This is a genomic window from Vibrio sp. S9_S30, assembly GCF_014694455.1.
In the GTDB taxonomy this organism is placed as follows: domain Bacteria; phylum Pseudomonadota; class Gammaproteobacteria; order Enterobacterales; family Vibrionaceae; genus Vibrio.
The window spans coordinates 194,602-216,059 of sequence record NZ_JAAUWT010000001.1; the positions used below are offsets into that span (position 1 = coordinate 194,602).

The window sequence follows — 21,458 nt, forward strand, 5'->3', positions numbered from 1 at the left end:
TTCACCAATCTCTGCCCAATTTCTGCTACTAAAGTCACTTCTACTCATTCCTTACTCTTCGATGAAAAGTTCAATATTTCGATGCGTTGAGATGAGATTCATTCCACAAATATGCTGATCAAACTTGTTGTATGCTTTGGGTTTTAAGAGCATGCTTTTGCTTCGTTTTGTAGCACGGAAAAGTCGATTTGCGCGAAGTCGCAAAGATGTCGTTAATTAATTGTAATAAGAACGTAGTTACTATAGTTTCTTATCTACAATTTAGGTGAAAAAACGACTTACAAACGTTTCATACCTTAACGTGATGTATTGCTAAATTACCCAAGGAGAATAACCATGAAAGTAGCCGTCATTGGTGCCGCAGGAGGCATTGGTCAAGCACTCGCACTTCTACTAAAGAACCGTCTACCCGCTGGATCTGATCTTGCTCTTTACGACATCGCACCTGTTACTCCGGGTGTCGCGGCAGATTTGAGCCATATCCCAACTCCGGTTTCAATTAAAGGTTATGCAGGTGAAGACCCGACTCCAGCATTGGAAGGTGCGGATGTTGTACTGATTTCAGCAGGTGTTGCACGTAAGCCGGGTATGGATCGCGCAGACTTGTTTAATGTTAACGCTGGTATCGTAAAAGCATTGGCGGAAAAGATTGCGGTGGTATGTCCAACAGCGTGTGTTGGCATCATTACCAACCCTGTTAACACTACCGTACCAATCGCTGCGGAAGTATTTAAGAAAGCAGGTGTTTATGACAAGCGCAGACTGTTTGGGGTGACAACATTGGATGTTATCCGTTCAGAAACATTTGTCGCGGAATTAAAAGACAAAGATCCAGGCGATGTTCGTGTCCCTGTTATTGGTGGTCACTCTGGTGTGACTATTCTTCCTCTTCTTTCACAAGTTGAAGGCGTCGAGTTTACCGATGAAGAAATCGATGCGCTAACCAAACGCATTCAAAATGCTGGTACTGAGGTTGTTGAGGCGAAAGCCGGTGGCGGTAGCGCAACGCTTTCGATGGGACAAGCAGCTTGTCGATTCGGTCTTTCGCTTGTGAAGGCGCTTCAAGGTGAAGAAGGTGTGGTTGAGTGTGCTTATGTTGATGGTGGCAGTGAGCATGCAGAGTACTTCGCGCAGCCAATTAAACTTGGTAAGAATGGCGTGGAAGAAGTCTTGAGCTACGGTGAAATCAGTGCGTACGAGCAAGCGGCACTTGATGGCATGTTAGATACGCTGAAAGGCGATATCAGCATCGGTGTGGACTTCGCCAAGTAAAAGACTTGCAATATCCAGACATTCAAAACCGACCGTTTGGTCGGTTTTTTTATTTCGAGTATACCGTTGCTTTTGCTGTTAACGGTCTTGAAATGATTTGCAGTAGACTGGCTATTGACGCGTGAATCAGCCTTGTTATAAGAACAAACTCGCTCAGAAGGGACATAAAACACATGTCCATTTAATTTGATGAGTTAGACCGTTTTTGTCCAAGGTTAAGATTGTTTAAAACTTGGTTTTAATATAGTAAAGGAAGGGGGATTCCCCCTGTATCCGTTGATTCCCCTCGGCTACTTACTGCGTTTAACGGCCATATGAGCCAAGCTGACAAGTGCTTGCTTATATTCTGACTCCGGAAGCACGCTAAGCTCCGCAATGGCTTTATCGGCTTCTTGATAAGCAAGATTCGATGTGTACTCCAGAGAAGAGGTGTCATGCATCGCTTGCATGATGTCGTCAAAGCGTTCCATACCATTGGATTTTTCAATCGCTTCACGAATCATCGCTCGCTGCGCTTCTGTACCATTTTGCATGGCGTATAGAATAGGTAAGGTTGGTTTTCCTTCAGCAAGGTCATCCCCCACGTTTTTGCCCATATCACTGCCGTCAGATGTGTAGTCCATAACGTCATCAATGAGCTGGAACGCCGTACCTAAGTATTTTCCATAGTTTTGCATTGCCTTTTCAACTTCTGGAGATGCCCCAGTTAAAACGGCACCAATTTGAGTTGCAACTTCAAATAAACGCGCTGTTTTTGAATAGATGACCTGCATATAGCTTTCTTCTGTTGTGTCAGGGTCATTACAATTCATTAATTGCTGAACTTCTCCTTCAGCAATAATATTGACCGCATCGCTCATGAGTTTAAGGATTTCTATGGACCCCAGTGTCGTCATCATCTGAAAAGAGCGAGTATAAATAAAGTCTCCCACAAGTACGCTGGCTGCGTTTCCAAACGCTGCATTGGCAGTAGCCTTGCCACGACGCATATCGGATTCATCAACAACGTCGTCGTGTAACAAAGTAGCGGTGTGAATGAACTCAATAAAGGCTGCCGCAGTGGTATGGCTATTCCCTTCATAGCCCAGTGCACGAGCCGACAACACAGCAAGTAGCGGACGAATTCGTTTACCGCCACCACTCACTATATAAAATCCTAATTGGTTAATTAAACTCACATCAGAGTTCAGTTGAGCAAGGATGGTTTCGTTCACTTTTGCCATATCATCGGCTGTGAGCGCTTGGATAGCTTTAAAATCCATTGTTCTTCCGGCTGAGGTTATACCCTGTAAGGCTTAATGATTTTGATTAATTGCTGAATATTACACTAAAATTCGTTGCGAAATGCATTATCTAACGGCATGATTGGAGCACTTTTCTTTGGCGATTAGCTTTTCGCCAATTTTTTAAAAATATGGCTTGTCATGGGGATAGCCTTTCTGTAGAATCTGCGCCCTATTGATGATTAGTTTAGCGCACACCCAAATTGCTCACATAGCATAGGCTGTGCGGAAAAAGCGGAGTAAAATATGTACGCTGTTTTCCAATCTGGTGGTAAACAACACCGTGTAAGCGAAGGTCAAACTCTTCGTTTAGAAAAATTAGACGTTGAAACTGGCGCAACTGTTGAGTTCGACAAAGTTCTTCTTGTAGCTAATGGCGAAGAAATTGCTGTTGGTGCTCCTCTTGTAGAGGGCGGCAAGGTAACTGCTGAAGTGGTTAAGCACGGTCGTGGCGATAAAGTTAAAATCGTTAAGTTCCGTCGTCGTAAGCACTCTCGTAAGCAACAAGGCCATCGTCAGTGGTTCACGGAAGTGAAAATCACTGGCATCAACGCTTAATCGATATTAGGAGAGTTTAACAATGGCACACAAAAAAGCTGGCGGTTCTACTCGTAACGGCCGCGATTCAGAAAGCAAACGTCTTGGTGTTAAGCGTTTCGGTGGTGAATCTGTTCTTGCAGGTAACATCATCGTTCGTCAACGTGGTACTAAGTTCCACGCTGGCACTAACGTTGGTATCGGTAGAGATCACACTCTTTTCGCTCTTACTGAAGGTAAAGTGAAATTTGAAGTGAAAGGTCCTAAAAACCGTAAGTTCGTGAGCATCGAATCTGAATAAATTTAGTTTCTAGCTGAATTTAAAAGCCCTGCCGATTCGGCGGGGTTTTTTATTTATGACAGAGCCAAAAGCAAGATCAGGTTATTATCTAAATGATAAATATCGAATTCTATTTTAGATGGTCTTTCTTTTTGTTCCTGAATGCAGAGTGAACCTGGGTTTCAGGTGATCGATCTTACATCTGGATCGGCTAGAATTTATATCACTTTACTCAGGTGGTATTGCAACGCACAAAATGCGGAGTAAAAAATGAAATTCGTTGATGAAGCGGTAATTAAAGTTGATGCTGGCGACGGCGGTAATGGCGTTGTGAGTTTTTGGCGTGAAAAGTTTGTCGCCAAAGGTGGTCCCGATGGTGGTGACGGTGGTGATGGCGGTGATGTGTATGTCCAAGCGGATGAAAACCTGAATACCCTTATCGATTATCGATTCCAACGTTTTTACAACGCTGAGCGTGGCGAAAACGGTCGTGGTGGTAACTGTACGGGTAAGCGTGGTAAAGATATCATCTTGAAAGTGCCGGTAGGTACTCGTGCGGTCGATATCCACACGAATGAAGTTGTGGGAGAAGTGGCAGAGCACGGTAAGAAAATCATGGTCGCCAAAGGTGGTTGGCATGGACTGGGGAACACACGCTTTAAGTCGTCTGTTAATCGTGCGCCACGTCAGAAAACCATGGGAACGAAAGGCGAAGTTCGTGAACTGCGTCTTGAGTTACTATTGTTGGCTGATGTCGGTATGCTGGGATTGCCAAATGCGGGTAAATCGACATTTATCCGAGCAGTATCGGCAGCTAAACCCAAAGTGGCTGATTACCCTTTTACCACGCTTATTCCAAGCTTAGGCGTTGTGAGTGTTGTTCCGGAAAAAAGTTTCGTGGTTGCGGACATCCCCGGTTTGATTGAAGGTGCAGCCGAAGGGGCTGGTTTAGGGATCCGTTTTCTCAAACACCTAGAGCGTTGTCGAGTATTGCTTCACATGATCGACATTATGCCTATTGATCAAAGTGATCCGATTCAGAATGCATTAACCATTATCGATGAACTTGAACAATACAGTGAAAAAGTGGCTCAGAAGCCACGCTGGTTAGTTTTCAATAAAACAGACTTAATGTCAGAAGATGAAGCTAACGAGAAAATTCAAGAAATCTTGGATGCACTTGATTGGGAAGCTCCTTATTTCAAAATTTCTGCTGTGAATAAGCAAGGCACAAAAGAGCTGTGTTATAAGCTTGCTGACTTTATGGAAAGTCTTCCTCGTGAAGAAGAAGTGGAAGAGACAGAAGATAAAGTCGACTTCATGTGGGATGATTACCACAAAGATGCCATGAGTGGTAAAAATGTCATCACAGAAGATGATGATGACGACTGGGACGATGAAGAAGATGACGGTCACGTTATCTACGTTCGAGACTAACCCACACGTATCTATTTTAAAAATGCCGCAAACTTTGGTTGCGGCATTTTTTATTTGTCCAGCAATTGTATAATTTTCTGCTCATCAATTGAGGGGCAAAGTTATGGGGAACAATCAGCGAGAAGTCACTCGGCTTATCGCTCAAGCAGCGCAAATGCTATTGGCTCATGGTGCGGAAAGCACGTTGGTCGGCGATATCACACGGAGAATTGGGTTAGCAAGCCATATGGATGAAGTGGAGGTGTCTCTGTCTGCGAGTTCAGTCGTGGTCACCACGTTAAAGGACGGTAATTGTATCACCACTGCAAGACGTAGCCCCGATCGGGGGATTAATATGAGAGTGGTTACCCAAGTTCAACGTATCTGTATCTTGATGGAAAAAGGATTGCTGGATTGTGAGCTTGCTAAAAATAAGCTGGCAGGGATCAGTCCTGAGCGTTACAACCGTTGGTTAGTGGTATTGATGATAGGTTTATCATGTGCATCTTTTAGCCGGTTGGCGGGAGGGGATTGGTGTATTTTCCTCATGACGTTTCTAGCCTCCTCGGTCGGTATGGTCGTTCGGCAAGAAATTGGTCATCGACATTTCAATCCCTTTCTCAACTTTTCAGTCACGGCGTTTGTCACCACGTTAGTTTCAGCCCAAGCCGTTGTTTTCCATATCGGTAATGAGCCATTTATTGTGATGGCGTCATCCGTTTTGATGTTGGTTCCTGGTGTGCCTCTGATCAATGCAGTTGCGGACATGCTAAAAGGGTATGTCAACATGGGGATCGCCCGATTCGTTATGGCAAGTTTGTTGACGTTGGCAACCGCGTTGGGAATTATCGGAGCCATGAGCATTGTCGGTGTGTGGGGGTGGATAGAATGAGTGTTATTTTAGCGCTGATTAACGATATGTTTTTCGCCGCCATTCCTGCTGTCGGCTTTGCGTTGGTTTTTAATGTTCCGGTGAACGCACTTAAATTTTGTGCCATTGGTGGCGCTTTAGGGCATGGTAGCCGTTTCTTATTGATGGAATACGGTGTCCCTATTGAGTGGGCGACGTTTCTTGCTGCCACCGTTGTGGGGTTTATTGGTGTGCGTTGGTCACATCGATTTTTAGCCCACCCCAAAGTGTTTACGGTAGCTGCTTTAATTCCTATGGTACCAGGGGTTTATGCGTTTAAAGCCATGATTGCATTGGTTGAGTTGAACAGCCTTGGGTATAGCGAAATTCTGTTTAGCGCCTTGGTTGAAAACTTCTTGAAAGCCATGTTTATCATTGCGGGTTTGGCCATTGGCTTAGCGATGCCGGGTTTGTTATTCTACCGCCGCAAACCCATTGTTTAGTTGCACCAAGGGATCCAAATGAAGATTAGTATGATTGCCGCAATGGCTCGTAACCGTATAATTGGCAAAGACAATGATATGCCATGGCATCTACCTGCAGACTTCGCATGGTTTAAGCGTTGTACGATGGGGAAACCTGTCGTTATGGGGCGAAAAACTTACGAGTCTATTGGGCGACCTCTGCCTGGACGTCGAAATATTGTTGTGAGTCGAGATCCGAGTTTAGCCATTGATGGTGTAGAGACAGTCACCAGTATTGAGCAAGCCAAGTCACTGGTTGATGGGATGGAAGAGCTTATGATCATCGGTGGCGGTTCAATATACGCAGAGTGCTTACCTATTGCAGACACACTTTATGTAACCCATATTGATGCTGATATAGATGGCGATACTCAGTTTCCTGATTGGGGAGAAGGTTGGAAGCAAACGTACCAAGAACAGTTTAGCAAAGATGAAAAAAATGCGTATGACCTAGAATTTGTGGTTTTAGAGCGTGTAAGCTGAGTTTTCTGTTAGGGAAGGAGTCACACTTCTTCCCTTTATGTTTTTCGAATCTGACGTGGGCGTTCTAGCCTAACGTTAATGCATTTTGTGTAAATAGTTTTCTGTCTTCCCAACGAATCATCGTCAGTTCCCCTCCCCAGACACACCCTGTATCTAACCCGATCACCTTGTCTTGGATCACCCCTTCTAGTGCAGCCCAATGCCCAAATAGGATGGTTTTTTCGATATTTTCCTTGTTAGGAAACTCAAACCAAGGCATTAAACTGCCATCGGAAATGTCGGATGGGGGAAGTTTACACGCCATATCTAAGCTCCCATCGGAATGCACAAAGCGCATTCTTGTAAACGCATTAATGGCGTATCGATAACGTTCAATGCCTTGCAGCGTCGGATCCCATCGCTCTGGCTGGTTATCGTACATATTTTCTAGTAACCAGATCCATTTATCGCTTTGCAGAACGGATTCGACCTCCCGTGCTTCTTTACGTGCTGTGTGTAAGTTCCATAGAGGTGAAATGCCCGCATGACACATCACAAATTCATCATGTTCTGCGATAAGAGGTTGTTCTCGTAGCCATGCCATCAGCTCGTCACAATCGCCAGCCTCAATAATAGGGGCGGTTTTGTCTTTCTCTTTAAGAGGGCTAATGCCATGGTATACCGCTAGTAAATGCAAATCGTGATTACCAAGAACCACTCTTGCTGCATCACCTAGTTCCTTTACAAATCTGAGTGTTTCCAGTGATTTACTCCCTCGAGCCACAAGATCACCCGCCAACCACAGTGTGTCTTTTTTTCGGTTAAATTGAGCTGATGCCAATAAGAGGGTCAGCTCATCGAAACACCCTTGAATGTCACCAACAATGTAATTTGCCAATGAATTTTCCTTAATTGAGGATATTAGGTACAGCGAGACGGAAAGGATCGATATCGGCTTTGAATTCACCGCCAGATTGATCGTGCATTAGATAGTGACCTTGCATAACACCGATTGGTGTTTCAATCGCGGTGCCACTGGTGTAAGTGTATTCGTCGCCAGCGTCAATGATGGGCTGTTCTCCAACGACGCCATCCCCTTCCACCACCAATTGTTTTTGGTTGCCATCAGTGATAAGCCATTTTCTGCTCATCAGTTGTACAGACTGATGACTGAGGTTTTTGATGGTGATGATGTAGGCAAAAACGTATCGATTTTGATCGGGTTGGGATTGTTCAGGAACATATTTCGTGTGTACCTGACATTTGATACAAGGATGGGATACGTCCATATAAGCGCTCCTTGGATGCAAAAAAGCCTTAAATCCGGTATATGAGTTAACTATAACAGACTTAAGGCATTAATCAGCTTTCGAAGTGCAGATTCTAGTTAGAGTGGTTAGAATCTAGCCAGTTTGCCATGTCGACAAACTGCTTCAATGTGATATTTTCAGGGCGCATACTGGCGTCGATGCCCAGATTTTCTAACTGTTCTGCCGTGAGTAGACCCTTGTAGCAGTTTCGAATGGTTTTACGACGTTGGTTAAAGCCTTCACGACACACTCGATCCAGCCATTTCAAACTGGTAGCAGGGTATGGGATGTCTTCGTAAGGCACTAAACGAACAACCGCAGAATCCACTTTCGGTGGCGGAACAAATGCCGTGGGCGGGACTTCCAGTACAGGCACCACTTTGCAATAGTATTGAGCCATGACCGTCAGTCGACCGTAAGCTTTGCTACCTGGTGCTGCTGCTAGGCGATTAACCACTTCTTTTTGCAGCATAAAGTGCATGTCTTGAACGTCTTTGTGAAATTCGAACAAGTGGAACATCAGCGGTGTAGAAATGTTGTAAGGCAGGTTACCAAAAATACGCAGCTTGTTGTTCGGCTGAACCAATTGCGTAAAATCGAAACGCATGGCGTCACCTTCATGAATCGTCAGCTTTTCGCCTAATTCTGGGTGATTTCGTAGACGCTCAGCCAAATCTCGGTCTAGTTCAATCACCGTAAATTTGTCGACCTCTTTACCTACGGGTTCAGTGATGGCACCAAGTCCAGGACCAATTTCAACCAAATTTTGCCCCGGTTGTGGATTGATCGCCGAAACGATTCCGTCAATGATGTAAGGATCGTTTAAAAAGTTTTGACCAAAACGTTTACGCGCTTTGTGTCCTAAATGGACATCGTTTCTCATTGTTTCTTCTCTACTAATTCGATAGCGTGCGTGAGCGCTGTTTGGAAACTTCCTGTATCCGCCTGACCAGTCCCTGCCAAATCAAGTGCTGTACCATGGTCTACTGAGGTTCTAATGAACGGCAAACCGAGCGTGATATTAACAGAACGCCCGAACCCTTTGTACTTTAATACCGGTAATACTTGGTCGTGATACATCCCAAGGACAGCGTCAGCTTCTTGTAAATACTTTTGATTGAAGATGGTGTCGGCAGGAAGTGGACCTATCAACTCATACCCTTTTTCTTGACGGATCTTCGTTAGAGTAGGGGTGATGGTTTCGATTTCTTCCATACCCAAACAGCCATCTTCACCCGCATGCGGATTCAACCCACATACGTAAATTTTAGGGTGTTTTATTGCGAACTTATCAACCAGATCCTGATGCAAAATATCAATGATTTTTTCTAGACGATCTCCCGTGACAGCCTGAGAGACGTAAGCCAAAGGAATATGAGTGGTCACCAAAGCAACACGCAACCCTTCAGTTGCCAGCATCATCACAACTAATGGGGTATTCGACTTTTCGGCAAAGAATTCAGTATGCCCGCTAAACGGAACGCCGGCGCGATTAATGACGCCTTTGTGCACGGGACCGGTGACAATAGCATCAAATTCATTATTCATACAGCCCTGAGCGGCTCTTTCTAATGTTTGAAGTACATAGTGACTGTTGGCATCGTTGAGCTCCCCTGCAACAACGTCTTTAGCGGTAGACAAATGATCCACAATGAGTGTGCCGCTTTTTTGAGGAACCGCAGCACTGCTGGCATTGTAATCAATGAGATCAACGCGGATATTGAGTTGCTGAGCACGCTGGATTAGCATTGCTTTATCGGCAATGACAATGATTTGGTGATCCCAATTATGTTCGGAAAGCGCAAGTACGAGGTCTGGACCAATTCCTGCAGGTTCACCCGCCGTGACAGCAATTCGTCTAACCGCCATTTTTATCTCCCAGAATTTCAACGTAAGCACCAGCACGTATTTCCTGCATCCATGCGCCTACTTCTTCATTGAATTTCCGGTTGAATAGAATTCGATACGCTTTATTGGTCATGGCTGAATCGGTTCTATCCACTTGTCGTCTTTCTAAAACTTCAACAATGTGCCAGCCATGTACGGTTTTAAATGGTTGACTCAGTTGACCAACAGGAAGGGATTCAATTTGGTGTTTGAATTCCGGTACGTAAAGATCGGGTGTTTGAAAACCTAGCTCACCATTATTCGCAGCCGAACCGGGATCGGCACTGTATTGTTGGGCTAAGTCGCCAAACGTTCTTTCTCCGGCTTTAATTTGACGGAGAAATTCGTTCAGTTCTCGCTTCGCTCCCTCATCGCTCAGAATGACGGATGTTTTGAGCAAAATATGACGAGCATTCACCTCTGTCACTGAAACGGTTTCCAAGCCTTTTACATCTTCAAGCTGAATAATGTGGAAGCCCACACCACTTCGAAAAGGTCCAATAACGGCGCCTTTCCCCTGCGTGGTAATTTGATCTGCAAAAATGGTGGGCATCTCTTCTTTTCTTAACCATCCCCAGTCCCCCCCTTGAAGGGCTTTAGGACCTTTTGAGAAGGTATATGCCATGGTTTTGAAGTCTTCACCATCGTTGATCCGAGAGACTAGTAGGTTAGCTTGATCCTCGACCTCTTGCTTAGTTTGAGAATCATTAAATCGCAATTGGATGTGGTTCACTTTGTATTGAACTGTCGCATTGCTCTCCTTCGCTAAAATGTCAGCCAAACTTTCGACTTCGGCAGGAAGAATATTAATTCGGCGACGTACTTGGGCATTTCGAGCTTCAGAGGCTGCAATTTCATTTCGTATTTGATCACGAAACTCAGCGTAGCTCAAACCTTCGCTCGTCAATAACTCACGTAACTGAGGCAGGGTTTTCCCTTGGTTTTCCGCGATTTCTTTAATCGCACTTTCTAGGCGATTATCATCGATTCGGACCCCCAGCCTTTCCGCTAGCTGCGTTTGTATGGTGTCTAGGATCAGTTTTTCTAAGACTTGCTCTTTCAGAATGTCTTCAGCGGGTAACGATTGATTGGCGGAACGTGCATTGGCACGGATGGTTTTCATTGCTGAGTCAATGTCACTTTTTAATATGACACCCTCGTTCACGATCACTTCGACTTTATCAAGCTCTACTGGCTGGGCGAAGGCTTCTAATGGACCAAGCGCGCCAAATGAACCAAGAGAAACGGTGAGACTGAGTAGTGTTTTATTCCAGATTTTCATTTATGTTTCCATGTACATCAGGAACGTCGTTCCTGAAATAATTCAATTAGTTGTTGAGATAAAATGGGCGACCATAGCTTAGCGCGTTATCACCGCTGGATGGTGTTGGCGCTCCTACACTGGTTCCAAATCCAAATATGCCGAAGCTCAACGAAAAATTGTCATCGTAAATCGGTATAGCATTCGGATCCGTCACGAAATTGCCATTCCAACTGCGCAATTGATTACTGTAGGTAAAACTGACGTACCAACAGTCGGAGCGATACCCTAAATGCGTCATGTATTCGATGTTCTGGTTGACGGTCAAATCATAGAAATATTGGGCGCTAGCGTACCATCTAGGTGTAAATTGATAGGACGCTAACAGACCTGCCTGAGAGATCCCTGACTTGGTGATGTCCGTTACGTCTAACCCATCGATTGAGCTTTCGATGTACTCTTTGGTAACGTATCGGTAATTGGATTGAATATAACCGCCGTCGAATCGATATTCTAATGCACTGTTTGCGAGTTGAATGGCACTGGATTCAATATCGTACTGAATGCCACCGTGATAGAAAAGGTAGTCACTGAAGTTGAAATCCGTTTCTACAGCCCAAGCGGAGTAGTTCGACGCATTTTCGGCGAAAGAGACCGGTTCAAGATAATAGATTTGACCAAAAGAAATGTTCATTCTTTCTTTGTAATCATCATCATAAAATCGGGTTGTGGCACCATAGCTAAACTGGTTAGCTTTCTGAATTCTATCCACACCACTGTGCTTACGACTTCTAAATAACCCATAGTAATCGGTCTGTAGAAGTGTGGTGTCGTAGAGTCCAATACCACTCTGATCCACGTCGGGGATGTAGAGATATTGGACTTGAGGCTCTAAAGTCTGAATATAATTTCCAGTTTGGCGCTCCAAATTCAATAAACCATGAACTCTGACTTCAGGAATAGTCCGTGTTACGGATCTGATGAGTGTTGAGTCGCTGGTGTCGGTCAGTTCTTGTTGATAATGGGTTGCCAGCATTCTGGCTTCACCCGTGAGTGAGCCCCATGGTCTTGAAAAAGGAATCATTACGCCCGGTTCAATGTGTACACGGGTTGCGGAAGGTCTGTCACTGTCATCGGTCATGAATCGACTGATATGACTGGTGAGATCAAAGTTTACCCCAGTGTAAAAATCAGGTGCGTAATAGTTGTATTTTAGCTGAGGAAGCATTTGGTAGGGCTGGTTACCCGCTTCATCTAAGATTTGGAAGTCTTTTAGAGTAAGAGTTAGATCCCAATCCTGAGTACGGTAAGCAGCGCTGCCCGTTTGTAAGAGCTGCCCATCTTCTCGGTTACCAATGCTGGACTTGAAATCTCGAAAGTAATCAATATCGCTTGCGATTGAGTAGTCAACATTCACCTTCCAAGCGTTAGCAAAGATTCCGTTATGGCTAAAATTGAATCCCCAGCGTTCATCGAACTCTTGGTTTCGTTGGTCTTTATTTATGAATTCGCCGTGCAAAGAGCCCGAACCATAGGGGGTTAAATAGCGAAATTTGCTGTCGAATTGAAGCCCTCGACGTTCCATATAGTTGAATTTGGTCAAGAGGTCATAATTTGGCGCAATATTCCAATAGAAGGGGATATTCACACTCAGACCATCATTGGTATCAAGGGATACCCGTGGGAAAAGCAGCCCTGTTTTACGCTTGTCGCCGATCGGCATGCTCATATAAGGAAAATAAAAGATGGGTACGTCCATGACTTCAAAGCGCGTATGATAGAAATAAGCTTGCTCTTCATCTTGATCGATTTCGATATCGGACGCTTTTACTCGCCAAGCGTTGTTACCTTCTGGACACGCCGTTAATGAACCGTCTTCCATTTCATAGATGGCTTGACCTGTCTTCAAAATCCGCTTGGCATCACCACGCCCTGCTTCACACAAGAAATGGTATTGTGTGTTCTCTATTGTGACTAATTCATCATCAATGTTGGATGTCACTAAGTCAGATCGAGATTGGATTTGTCCGTCACTGAAGCGAACATTGCCTTCTGCTCTTAGTGTATTTTCTTTAGGGTTGTGGGTGACCGAGTCTGCCTTCATTTGGCGGTGACCTTGTGTGATCACAACGTCGCCTTCATACACGGCACTTTTCTCTGCTTCTACAGTCACATTATCGGCTTCGACGAACACGGGTTGTGAGTTGACGTTGGCTGTGTCCACTTTAGGAACGTAGCATTGGTCAAAAGTGGGCATTTCCTGCACACTGTTATCTTTGAGGGTATCGGCCTGCGTCGAAGGCACTGAAAGCGTAGCTGTTATTGATGCGACCAAAAATGTGCGGGAAGAAAAAGACATCGAGTTGAGCTATCCTGTGAAACCTAATCCATTCGGTAATATCGTCGGATACCGAATACAAATATCGTCCTTTATCATAAAGGAATTTATATTAACCGACACTATAAGACCGCTTTACTTGGTAAAAATTCATAGATTGAGAGCACAATAATGCAGATTTTCGGCAAAATCTTAGGTTTTTTCTTCGGATTCCTGTTTGGCAATATTCCGGGGGCACTTCTGGGGCTTTTTTTGGGGCATCAGTTTGATAAGGCCAGAAATCGTCAGTCAGGCGGATTTCGGACATCTGGCGGTTACAAAGGGTTTGGTGGTCCTTCTCAGGCAGAGAAGCAAGCCGAGTTCTTTAAAAGTGCCTTTGCTGTTATGGGACATGTCGCAAAGGCAAAAGGGCAAGTCACTAAGGAAGAAATCCAACTGGCTTCAGCCATGATGGAGCGTATGAGCTTACACGGAGAGCAGCGAATGGCTGCACAAGAAGCGTTTCGCTCCGGTAAATCTTCCGACTTTCCATTAGAAGAAATACTTCATAGTGTTCGAGTCGCCACAGGTGGACGTTTTGATCTGCTACAGTTCTTTTTAGAGCTGCAAATCTCTGCCGCTTTTGCTGATGGGGATCTACACCCGAGCGAACGCAGCGTGTTACACGTTATTGCTCAGGGGCTTGGCTTCTCATCTCAACAACTAGAGCAAAGACTGCAAATGCAAGAAGCGGCTTTTCGCTTTCAACAAGGCGGTTTTGGCAGAGGGCACTCCGGTCATCAGCACAATGGTTCATCCAGTCAATGGCAAGCATCGTCGGCAAGCCAGTTACCCTATGCATACAAAGTTCTTGGAATAGCGGAAAGTGCGGATTCAAAAGCGGTGAAACGGGCTTATCGGAAATTAATGAATGAACATCACCCAGATAAATTGGTCGCAAAAGGGTTACCGCCGGAAATGATGCAAGTAGCAAAAGAGAAGGCGCAGGAAATCCAGTCGGCTTACGATCTCATAAAAAGGGAGAAAGGGTTTAAATAACGGAAGGGTTTAACATAGCTGAAAAATTGAAAAAGCCGAAAGCAGTTGGCTCTTATTCTGCTCATTCGCCACATGGTGTGAACGCTTTTTGCAAGCGATATTAAGGAGAAGATATGTATCAGGAAGTGCTCGATTTTTGGTTTAAAGAACTCAGCCCTAAAGATTGGTTTGCTGGAGAAGAAGAGCTGGATGCGCGGATAAGTGAACGCTTTGGTACGGTGCACGCGATGGCGGTTCAATGTGAGCTCAGCGAATGGCGAACCTGCGCTCAGGGAAGGTTGGCTGAAGTGATTGTGCTGGATCAGTTTTCTCGCAATATTCATCGAGGTACCCCCGATGCTTTTGCTTCTGATCCCTTGGCTTTGGCGCTCGCTCAGGAGGCAATCTTTCAAGAGTTAGATAAGTCTCTCTCTCAAGCAGAAAGAACGTTTTTGTACATGCCTTTCATGCACAGCGAATCGTTAAAAATTCACGAGCAAGCCGTAGAGTTATTCAAAGCAAACGGTGTTGAAAGCACGCTAGATTATGAGTACAAGCACAAAGTCATTATTGAGCAATTTGGTCGATACCCTCATCGTAATGACATATTGAATCGGGTATCAACGGAAGAAGAGGTTGTGTTTCTCAGTCAGCCGGGATCGAGCTTCTAAGCTCGAAACTTGACCCGCACTCTTCATGGTCTCAGGCTATTGCTTGTTCAGATCCCAGTCGTACTCGTACTTGATATTACTCTTTGTCGTTAATTCTAAGTTGGTACGGTATTGTTTTAAGTGAGCAATAACGCCTGCTTCATTTCCACCAAAATCGGCAACAAACCATTCGTAGATGGAAGAGAGTGTGGCGTCGTTTCCATTTACAACGACGCCTTTGTCACTGTTCACAAAGCTTGAAGCGGCTTGCTCGAGTAGCGTTTCTGTATTTTCAACGGTAAATGCGGACAGTTGAAGGTTAGGGCAACCAAGGCTCGCGCAATTCACGGCGTAATGAGTACGAGGATCATTCCATATTGGTCTTAGAATTCGGTGTTCAATGTCGTTCAGAGTCAGATCTTTTCCCGCAATACTAACCGCTTTATCTCCCCAAGGTCCAAAGGTGAATAGTCCGCCCAGTTTGGTGATCGATTTAATGGGGTAGTTATCGACGATCAGATCCACAGTAATGGCGTTATACAAATTGACCCAGTATGCATATTGCTGGGCTTTGGAGTATTCGCGTGGGTCTAGCGTCGCTAGGTCTTTAATGTAGTTTTTCAGCGCGTTTTTATCAGAAGAAGATATGTTCGCATAATCAAATAAATGATGCTGACCAGACACAGCCAAATTCTGGCTAAGAATCGAGTCCCAAGCTTGATGCGAAATGGTTGCATTATTGGTTTCATTGCTTTGATTCCAATATGCCCAAAGCTCAGACTTTGGTGCTGCAAGCGTTAGGCTAGAAAAAAGAAGAATAAGTACAGTAATTAAGGTTCTCATGATGGCTTCAGGTTTCTTAAGTGAATAGAGTTAGTATAGAAGACCAGAGGGAGTTAGAAATTCTTTCGTGTTAATGAAAAAAGCCCCTTCTGGGGCTTTTTTCATGGGGCTGTTTTAGCTGAGATGCCATTACGCTAAAAAGTTAGGTATTTTAGATTCAAATTCAGAGATTTTTTCTTCGTGTTGAAGCGTTAATCCAATGTTATCCAAACCATTCAAAAGGCAATGGCGGCGGAATTCATCAATATCAAAGTCGTATTCTTTGCCATTGGCTCTAACTTTCATGGCTTCGAGATCCACTTCCACTTCAGCCCCTTCATTACTGTTCACGAATTGGAATATTTCATCCACTTCTTGCTCTGTAAGGCGAACGGGTACCATCTGGTTGTTGATTGAGTTACCGTAAAAAATATCGGCAAAGCTTGGCGCAATCATGGCTCTAATTCCGTAGTCAGCCAGTGCCCAAGGCGCGTGTTCACGTGAAGATCCGCAGCCGAAATTCTCTCTTGCAATTAAGATAGATGCCCCTTTATAACGCGGTGCATTCATTACAAACTCTGGGTTTGGCTGTTCACCCGCATCGTCCAGAAATCGCCAATCGTGGAACAAATGTTTACCGAAACCTAAGCGAGAAACTTTCTGTAAAAACTGTTTTGGGATGATGGCATCGGTATCAACGTTGGCTGCATCTAAAGGAACAACCAGACCTGTATGTTGCTTAAAACCTGACATGATTCTTTCCTTATTTATTCAATTCACGGATATCGACAAAGTGACCAGCAATTGCCGCTGCCGCTGCCATGGCTGGGCTTACTAGATGGGTTCGACCATCACGCCCTTGGCGTCCTTCAAAGTTACGGTTACTGGTTGAAGCGCAACGTTCATGCGGACCTAAGCGGTCATTATTCATCGCTAAACACATAGAACAACCCGGTAAGCGCCATTCAAAGCCCGCGTCGATAAAGACTTTATCTAACCCTTCCAATTCTGCTTGAGATCGCACTTGTTCAGAGCCAGGAACAATTAAGGCCTGAACATGGTCAGCGACTTTTTTACCCTTAGCAATCGCGGCGGCAGCGCGCATGTCTTCAATGCGTGAATTGGTGCAAGAGCCCACAAAGACTTTGTCAACTTTGTAATCGGAGAGCTTTTTACCGGCTTCGAGCCCCATGTAAGCCAGTGCTTTTTTCGCCGACGCTTTTTCTACTGGGTCGGTAAAGCTTTCTGGCTCTGGAATGGTCGCGTCGATTGCGATGACTTGCCCTGGGTTGGTTCCCCATGTCACCTGGGGTTTGATCTCCGTAGCATCAAGAGTGACAACCGCATCAAATGTGGCATCATCGTCTGTTTTCATGGATGACCAATACTCCACCGCAGCATCCCAATCTTCACCTGAAGGGGCAAACTTACGACCTTTGATGTAATCAAAGGTCGTTTGATCTGGGGCAATAAGACCGGCTTTTGCACCCAATTCGATTGCCATGTTGCAGACCGTCATTCGACCTTCCATTGTGAGGTCGGTGATGGCTTCACCACAAAATTCAACCACGTATCCTGTGCCACCAGCCGCGGTTGTTTTGCCAATGATGGCTAAGACAATGTCTTTCGCGGTAATGCCTTCCGCCACTTTGCCTTGGACTTCGATTTTCATCGTTTTGGCACGGGCTTGCTTTAAGGTTTGTGTCGCAAGAACATGCTCCACTTCGGATGTGCCAATACCAAACGCCAAAGAGCCAAAAGCACCATGGGTTGCGGTGTGCGAGTCGCCACACACGATGGTCATGGCTGGCAGTGTGATGCCAAGCTCAGGTCCCATGACATGCACAATGCCTTGGTACTTGTGATTGATGTCGTACAGTGTGACACCAAATTCTTCACAGTTTTTAGAGAGCGTTTCCATTTGAATACGCGCCATCTCACCAGAGGCATTGATGTCCTTTGTTTGCGTGGATACGTTGTGATCCATGGTGGCAAACGTTTTGCTGACTTGGCGAACTTTTCTGCCTTTTTCACGTAATCCATCAAACGCTTGAGGCGAGGTGACTTCGTGCACTAAATGGCGGTCGATGTATAAAATGGGGTTTTCGCCTTCTGCCGCGACCGCGACATGAGCATCGTAAATTTTTTCGTATAATGTTTTCGACATGGCTTCTTCCTTGAGCGAAGCGCTCTGTATTTCTCTATCTTAAAGTTAAGCAGAAGGCGATCACTGTGATGGTGAGTGGTACACCTTCATGCTAACTTTGAAGTATCTCGTAGATGAATCTTTTTTTGCGAAATTATCCGTCTGTTGAAGCGATGGAATGATTACGCGCTAACATGACTATGCGTTAACTATGTATTGAGCAATCTTGTCGCCCATTTCAGATGTAGATAGCGCAGGTTTGCTTCCCGCTAAATCACCCGTTAACTCACCTGCCGCAAGTGCTTTCGATACGGCGATTTCAATGTCTTGTGCCGCCGCTTCTTCGTTTAGGCTGTACCGTAGCATCAGTGCAGCAGAAAGGATCTGGGCAACAGGGTTGGCGATGTTTTTCCCTGCAATGTCAGGCGCGCTTCCGCCTGCAGGTTCATACAAACCGAACTTGCTTTCGTTAAGGCTAGCTGATGGCAGCATCCCCATTGAGCCTGTAATCATGGCGCACTCATCAGAAATAATGTCACCAAAGATATTGGAACACAGCATGACATCAAACTGAGATGGATCTTTGATCAACTGCATGGTGGCGTTATCGATGTACATATGAGAAAGCTCGACATCAGGGTAGTCCTTTGCAATCTCTTCAACCACTTCACGCCATAAGATGGAGCTCTGAAGTACGTTTGCCTTATCGACAGAGCAGACCTTTTTATTTCTTAAGCGGGCCGATTCAAAGGCAATTTTGGCGATGCGCTCTATTTCGTAACGGTGGTAAATTTCCGTATCAAAGGCTTTTTCATTTGGACCTTCACCTTCACGACCTTTTGGTTGACCAAAGTAAATACCGCCCGTCAGCTCTCGTACAACCACAATATCAAACCCGTTGCTCGAAATATCAGCACGCAAAGGCGAGAAAGATTCTAAACCTTTGTGAATTTGAGCAGGACGAAGGTTACAAAACAGTTGGAAGTGTTTACGCAAAGGAAGTAATGCACCACGCTCAGGTTGATCATTCGGTGGAAGGTGCTCCCACTTAGGACCGCCAACCGAACCAAATAGAACGGCATCGGCATTCTCACAGCCTTTTACTGTACTTTCTGGTAGCGGGCAACCATGGTTATCAATCGCAATGCCGCCAACATCATGCTCTTCGCGCTGAAAGGTGATGCCATGTTTCTTTTCGATCGCATCCAGTACCTTATGAGCCTGTTGCATGACTTCTGGACCAATCCCGTCTCCCGGTAATACGGCAATGTTGTAGCTTGAGCCTGCCATGGTGAAATATTCCTTGTTAGTTAAGTTGTGTTTGAATTTTTAGCGTAAGCAAAATTTAGCGTAGGAAAAACGAGGCAGAAAGACGCGCTAGACTCGCGGTGGTGAATTCTGCCCACGTTTTTCTCTATTTTTATACGGTCTCTATCTTATCTTTTTTTTGCTTAATGTCAGCAATTTGGTCTGCACGATGAATACTGTTGATAACATGCAATAATGCCTGACCTGAAGCTTCAATAATATCGGTGGATACACCCGTGCCGTGGTATTTTCTGCCTTTGTAGTTGGCGATGATGTCGGCTTGACCCAAACCGTCTTCACCTTCCCCTTTCGCAGTGAGATCAAATTTATCCAGCACAATGTCATACCCAGTTAAGCGGTAAATACACTGGTACAGCGCATCGACTGGACCGTTTCCTACCGCCGCTTCACATTTTTCCTCGTCACCACACTTCAATTTGATGCTGGTGGTTGCCATCAAACTGCCGGATTGAACACTTAAGTAATTCAGCTTGAAGAAGTCATCTTCTTCACGAAGGTTGGCAAAATGCATCAATGCCTCTAGATCGTAATCGAAAACCTGTCCCTTTCTGTCGGCCAGTTTTAGGAAGTCGGTGTAAAGCGTATCTAGGTTGTATTCGTCTTCTTTGTACCCCATTTCATCCATATGGTTCTTAACGGCAGCACGTCCGCTTCGGCTGGTTAGATTAAGCGCTTGATTCTTAAGACCCACGGATTCTGGCGTCATGATCTCGTACGTATTTTTGCTTTTGATGACGCCATCCTGATGAATGCCAGAAGAGTGGCTGAATGCATTTTCCCCAACGACGGCTTTGTTACTCTGGATTGGCATATTGCAAAGCTGACTGACCAGCTTACTGGTACGGTATATTTCTTCACTCTTGATATTGGTGGTGACGTTCAGTAGATCGGCGCGTGTTTTAATAATCATCGCGATTTCTTCTAGTGCGCAGTTACCAGCCCGCTCTCCAATACCATTAATCGTTCCTTCAACTTGGCGCGCTCCAGCTTGAACTGCCGCAATCGAATTGGCCACCGACATGCCTAAATCATCGTGGCAATGTACTGAAATTACCGCTTTATCGATATTAGGAACTCGATTAAACAGCGTTTCAAAGATGGCCCCGAACTCACCTGGAATCGTGTAGCCAACGGTGTCCGGAATATTGATGGTGCTAGCACCGGCGTTAATGGCGGCTTCCACCATACGGCACAAGTTATCAATGGGCGTTCGTCCTGCATCTTCACAGGAAAACTCCACATCATCGGTGTATTTACGAGCACGCTTAACCGCTTGGACCCCCATTTCTATTACATCTTCATAATCACGGCGCAACTTGTTCTGAACGTGAACTGTAGAAGTGGAGATAAAGGTATGAATTCGAAACGCTTCTGCCACTTTTAAGGCTTCTGCGGCTACATCAATGTCTTTCGCAACGGCACGAGAAAGACCACAGATGCGGCTATTTTTAATATTTTGGGCAATGGTTTTCACCGACTCAAAGTCGCCCGGTGAAGAAACGGGGAAGCCCGCTTCAATCACATCTACTCCCAAACGCTCGAGTGCATAAGCGATCTGCAGTTTTTCCTTAACGGTTAAACTTGCTGACAAAGCTTGTTCGCCATCACGCAAAGTAGTGTCAAAAATAATGACTTGATCGCTCATGTGTGCTGTCCTTTTCCTGTTGGTTAATCGTTTTCTGTCCGCGGATGCTGATTTTTTATTTTCTTAAGCTATAAAAAAACCCGCATTTTAATGCGGGTTTTGAGAATCTTATGTGGTTATTTTTCTTCCACTGCCTACCCGCGCGATCGATTCACGATAAGGAGGAGGCTTAGCAGGATAGAAAAACGAGATGTCATGTAAAACATTTCCACAAAATTAAGTTAACAAATTAGTACCGTACTCCTGATGATGCGTCAACCTTTTCGTTGTTTTTTTCTGCATATCGGATCAGTTCAGCGGTGAAATGCCATAAACACATCGTATTTAATAAGGGCAGAGCTTAGTCTCTTAATTATTCGAATGATGAAATAGTGATTAATTATTCTACTATCGAGATGGAATGTTGGTCTTTATAATTATTCGAGCGAT

General features: G+C 44.9%; 21 protein-coding genes. 9 read left to right on the top strand and 12 right to left on the bottom strand.

Going from position 1 to position 21,458, the window contains the following annotated elements; genetic code table 11:
* Positions 1 to 336: 336 nt before the first annotated feature.
* The gene (mdh, locus tag HC752_RS00920; protein ID WP_190333205.1) at positions 337 to 1,272 is read left to right on the top strand and encodes a malate dehydrogenase; all 936 of its coding nucleotides are present in this window, start codon (positions 337 to 339) and stop codon (positions 1,270 to 1,272) included.
* A gap of 290 nt (positions 1,273 to 1,562) precedes the next feature.
* Here the strand turns inward: mdh and ispB are convergent, their stop codons facing one another.
* Positions 1,563 to 2,534: an octaprenyl diphosphate synthase gene (ispB, locus tag HC752_RS00925; protein WP_190333206.1), complete on the bottom strand. Its 972-nt coding sequence runs from the start codon at positions 2,532 to 2,534 to the stop codon at positions 1,563 to 1,565.
* Positions 2,535 to 2,801: 267 nt separating this feature from the next.
* On the opposite strand from ispB, the gene rplU reads away from it, so the two are divergent.
* The 6 genes from rplU to folA all read left to right on the top strand — a co-directional run bounded on the left by rplU (position 2,802) and on the right by folA (position 6,645).
* On the top strand, positions 2,802 to 3,113 hold the full coding sequence (gene rplU, locus HC752_RS00930) for a 50S ribosomal protein L21 (RefSeq protein ID WP_101113345.1): 312 nt from the start codon (positions 2,802 to 2,804) through the stop codon (positions 3,111 to 3,113).
* A 22-nt stretch (positions 3,114 to 3,135) separates the two neighbouring features.
* Positions 3,136 to 3,393 carry a 50S ribosomal protein L27 gene (rpmA, locus tag HC752_RS00935; RefSeq protein WP_190333207.1) on the top strand — a complete coding sequence of 86 codons (258 nt, stop codon included), beginning with the start codon at positions 3,136 to 3,138 and terminating at the stop codon, positions 3,391 to 3,393.
* 249 nt (positions 3,394 to 3,642) lie between these two features.
* Complete coding sequence (cgtA, locus tag HC752_RS00940) at positions 3,643 to 4,809, top strand: Obg family GTPase CgtA (RefSeq protein WP_190333208.1); 1,167 nt, start codon at positions 3,643 to 3,645, stop codon at positions 4,807 to 4,809.
* Positions 4,810 to 4,912: 103 nt separating this feature from the next.
* On the top strand, positions 4,913 to 5,680 hold the full coding sequence (locus HC752_RS00945; RefSeq protein ID WP_190333209.1) for a threonine/serine ThrE exporter family protein: 768 nt from the start codon (positions 4,913 to 4,915) through the stop codon (positions 5,678 to 5,680).
* Positions 5,677 to 6,141, top strand: a complete 465-nt coding sequence (locus HC752_RS00950) for a threonine/serine exporter family protein (protein ID WP_190333210.1) — start codon at positions 5,677 to 5,679, stop codon at positions 6,139 to 6,141. The genes HC752_RS00945 and HC752_RS00950 overlap by 4 nt, the downstream gene beginning before the upstream one ends.
* 18 nt (positions 6,142 to 6,159) lie before the next feature.
* Positions 6,160 to 6,645 carry a type 3 dihydrofolate reductase gene (folA, locus tag HC752_RS00955; protein WP_190333211.1) on the top strand — a complete coding sequence of 162 codons (486 nt, stop codon included), beginning with the start codon at positions 6,160 to 6,162 and terminating at the stop codon, positions 6,643 to 6,645.
* Between the two features lie 64 nt (positions 6,646 to 6,709).
* Here the strand turns inward: folA and HC752_RS00960 are convergent, their stop codons facing one another.
* The 6 genes from HC752_RS00960 to lptD form a co-directional block, all read right to left on the bottom strand.
* On the bottom strand, positions 6,710 to 7,522 hold the full coding sequence (locus tag HC752_RS00960; RefSeq protein WP_190333212.1) for a symmetrical bis(5'-nucleosyl)-tetraphosphatase: 813 nt from the start codon (positions 7,520 to 7,522) through the stop codon (positions 6,710 to 6,712).
* A gap of 10 nt (positions 7,523 to 7,532) precedes the next feature.
* Positions 7,533 to 7,913, bottom strand: a complete 381-nt coding sequence (apaG, locus tag HC752_RS00965) for a Co2+/Mg2+ efflux protein ApaG (RefSeq protein WP_190333213.1) — start codon at positions 7,911 to 7,913, stop codon at positions 7,533 to 7,535.
* Between the two features lie 94 nt (positions 7,914 to 8,007).
* Complete coding sequence (gene rsmA / locus HC752_RS00970; RefSeq protein WP_190333214.1) at positions 8,008 to 8,817, bottom strand: 16S rRNA (adenine(1518)-N(6)/adenine(1519)-N(6))-dimethyltransferase RsmA; 810 nt, start codon at positions 8,815 to 8,817, stop codon at positions 8,008 to 8,010.
* A complete protein-coding gene (gene pdxA / locus HC752_RS00975) occupies positions 8,814 to 9,803 on the bottom strand; it encodes a 4-hydroxythreonine-4-phosphate dehydrogenase PdxA (protein WP_190333215.1) in 990 nt (329 codons plus the stop codon). Before pdxA ends, rsmA begins: the two co-directional genes overlap by 4 nt.
* Complete coding sequence (surA, locus tag HC752_RS00980; protein WP_190333216.1) at positions 9,793 to 11,103, bottom strand: peptidylprolyl isomerase SurA; 1,311 nt, start codon at positions 11,101 to 11,103, stop codon at positions 9,793 to 9,795. Before surA ends, pdxA begins: the two co-directional genes overlap by 11 nt.
* Before the next feature lie 46 nt (positions 11,104 to 11,149).
* On the bottom strand, positions 11,150 to 13,441 hold the full coding sequence (gene lptD, locus HC752_RS00985; RefSeq protein ID WP_190333217.1) for an LPS assembly protein LptD: 2,292 nt from the start codon (positions 13,439 to 13,441) through the stop codon (positions 11,150 to 11,152).
* Positions 13,442 to 13,591: 150 nt separating this feature from the next.
* On the opposite strand from lptD, the gene djlA reads away from it, so the two are divergent.
* Positions 13,592 to 14,458 carry a co-chaperone DjlA gene (gene djlA, locus HC752_RS00990; RefSeq protein WP_190333218.1) on the top strand — a complete coding sequence of 289 codons (867 nt, stop codon included), beginning with the start codon at positions 13,592 to 13,594 and terminating at the stop codon, positions 14,456 to 14,458.
* Positions 14,459 to 14,571: 113 nt separating this feature from the next.
* Entirely contained in the window at positions 14,572 to 15,108 is a 537-nt protein-coding gene (locus HC752_RS00995; RefSeq protein ID WP_190333219.1) for a DUF924 family protein, read from the top strand.
* Between the two features lie 36 nt (positions 15,109 to 15,144).
* Here the strand turns inward: HC752_RS00995 and HC752_RS01000 are convergent, their stop codons facing one another.
* The 5 genes from HC752_RS01000 to leuA all read right to left on the bottom strand — a co-directional run bounded on the left by HC752_RS01000 (position 15,145) and on the right by leuA (position 21,029).
* Positions 15,145 to 15,930, bottom strand: a complete 786-nt coding sequence (locus HC752_RS01000) for a DUF547 domain-containing protein (RefSeq protein WP_190333220.1) — start codon at positions 15,928 to 15,930, stop codon at positions 15,145 to 15,147.
* A gap of 129 nt (positions 15,931 to 16,059) precedes the next feature.
* A complete protein-coding gene (leuD, locus tag HC752_RS01005) occupies positions 16,060 to 16,662 on the bottom strand; it encodes a 3-isopropylmalate dehydratase small subunit (RefSeq protein ID WP_190333221.1) in 603 nt (200 codons plus the stop codon).
* Positions 16,663 to 16,672: 10 nt separating this feature from the next.
* Entirely contained in the window at positions 16,673 to 18,076 is a 1,404-nt protein-coding gene (gene leuC, locus HC752_RS01010) for a 3-isopropylmalate dehydratase large subunit (protein ID WP_190333222.1), read from the bottom strand.
* Between the two features lie 177 nt (positions 18,077 to 18,253).
* A complete protein-coding gene (gene leuB, locus HC752_RS01015) occupies positions 18,254 to 19,345 on the bottom strand; it encodes a 3-isopropylmalate dehydrogenase (RefSeq protein WP_190333223.1) in 1,092 nt (363 codons plus the stop codon).
* A 130-nt stretch (positions 19,346 to 19,475) separates the two neighbouring features.
* A complete protein-coding gene (leuA, locus tag HC752_RS01020; RefSeq protein WP_190333224.1) occupies positions 19,476 to 21,029 on the bottom strand; it encodes a 2-isopropylmalate synthase in 1,554 nt (517 codons plus the stop codon).
* Positions 21,030 to 21,458 lie beyond the last annotated feature (429 nt).

Excerpts from the sequence above, each read along its gene's own strand:
- apaG (WP_190333213.1), bottom strand. The coding sequence starts at position 7,913 with ATGGACGTATCCCATCCTTGTATCAAATGTCAGGTACACACGAAATAT.
- HC752_RS00995 (WP_190333219.1), top strand. The coding sequence starts at position 14,572 with ATGTATCAGGAAGTGCTCGATTTTTGGTTTAAAGAACTCAGCCCTAAA.
- ispB (WP_190333206.1), bottom strand. The coding sequence starts at position 2,534 with ATGGATTTTAAAGCTATCCAAGCGCTCACAGCCGATGATATGGCAAAA.
- HC752_RS01000 (WP_190333220.1), bottom strand. The coding sequence starts at position 15,930 with ATGAGAACCTTAATTACTGTACTTATTCTTCTTTTTTCTAGCCTAACG.
- HC752_RS00950 (WP_190333210.1), top strand. The coding sequence starts at position 5,677 with ATGAGTGTTATTTTAGCGCTGATTAACGATATGTTTTTCGCCGCCATT.
- rsmA (WP_190333214.1), bottom strand. The coding sequence starts at position 8,817 with ATGAGAAACGATGTCCATTTAGGACACAAAGCGCGTAAACGTTTTGGT.
- surA (WP_190333216.1), bottom strand. The coding sequence starts at position 11,103 with ATGAAAATCTGGAATAAAACACTACTCAGTCTCACCGTTTCTCTTGGT.
- leuD (WP_190333221.1), bottom strand. The coding sequence starts at position 16,662 with ATGTCAGGTTTTAAGCAACATACAGGTCTGGTTGTTCCTTTAGATGCA.
- folA (WP_190333211.1), top strand. The coding sequence starts at position 6,160 with ATGAAGATTAGTATGATTGCCGCAATGGCTCGTAACCGTATAATTGGC.
- pdxA (WP_190333215.1), bottom strand. The coding sequence starts at position 9,803 with ATGGCGGTTAGACGAATTGCTGTCACGGCGGGTGAACCTGCAGGAATT.
- leuB (WP_190333223.1), bottom strand. The coding sequence starts at position 19,345 with ATGGCAGGCTCAAGCTACAACATTGCCGTATTACCGGGAGACGGGATT.
- leuC (WP_190333222.1), bottom strand. The coding sequence starts at position 18,076 with ATGTCGAAAACATTATACGAAAAAATTTACGATGCTCATGTCGCGGTC.
- djlA (WP_190333218.1), top strand. The coding sequence starts at position 13,592 with ATGCAGATTTTCGGCAAAATCTTAGGTTTTTTCTTCGGATTCCTGTTT.
- cgtA (WP_190333208.1), top strand. The coding sequence starts at position 3,643 with ATGAAATTCGTTGATGAAGCGGTAATTAAAGTTGATGCTGGCGACGGC.
- rpmA (WP_190333207.1), top strand. The coding sequence starts at position 3,136 with ATGGCACACAAAAAAGCTGGCGGTTCTACTCGTAACGGCCGCGATTCA.
- leuA (WP_190333224.1), bottom strand. The coding sequence starts at position 21,029 with ATGAGCGATCAAGTCATTATTTTTGACACTACTTTGCGTGATGGCGAA.
- mdh (WP_190333205.1), top strand. The coding sequence starts at position 337 with ATGAAAGTAGCCGTCATTGGTGCCGCAGGAGGCATTGGTCAAGCACTC.
- rplU (WP_101113345.1), top strand. The coding sequence starts at position 2,802 with ATGTACGCTGTTTTCCAATCTGGTGGTAAACAACACCGTGTAAGCGAA.
- lptD (WP_190333217.1), bottom strand. The coding sequence starts at position 13,441 with ATGTCTTTTTCTTCCCGCACATTTTTGGTCGCATCAATAACAGCTACG.
- HC752_RS00945 (WP_190333209.1), top strand. The coding sequence starts at position 4,913 with ATGGGGAACAATCAGCGAGAAGTCACTCGGCTTATCGCTCAAGCAGCG.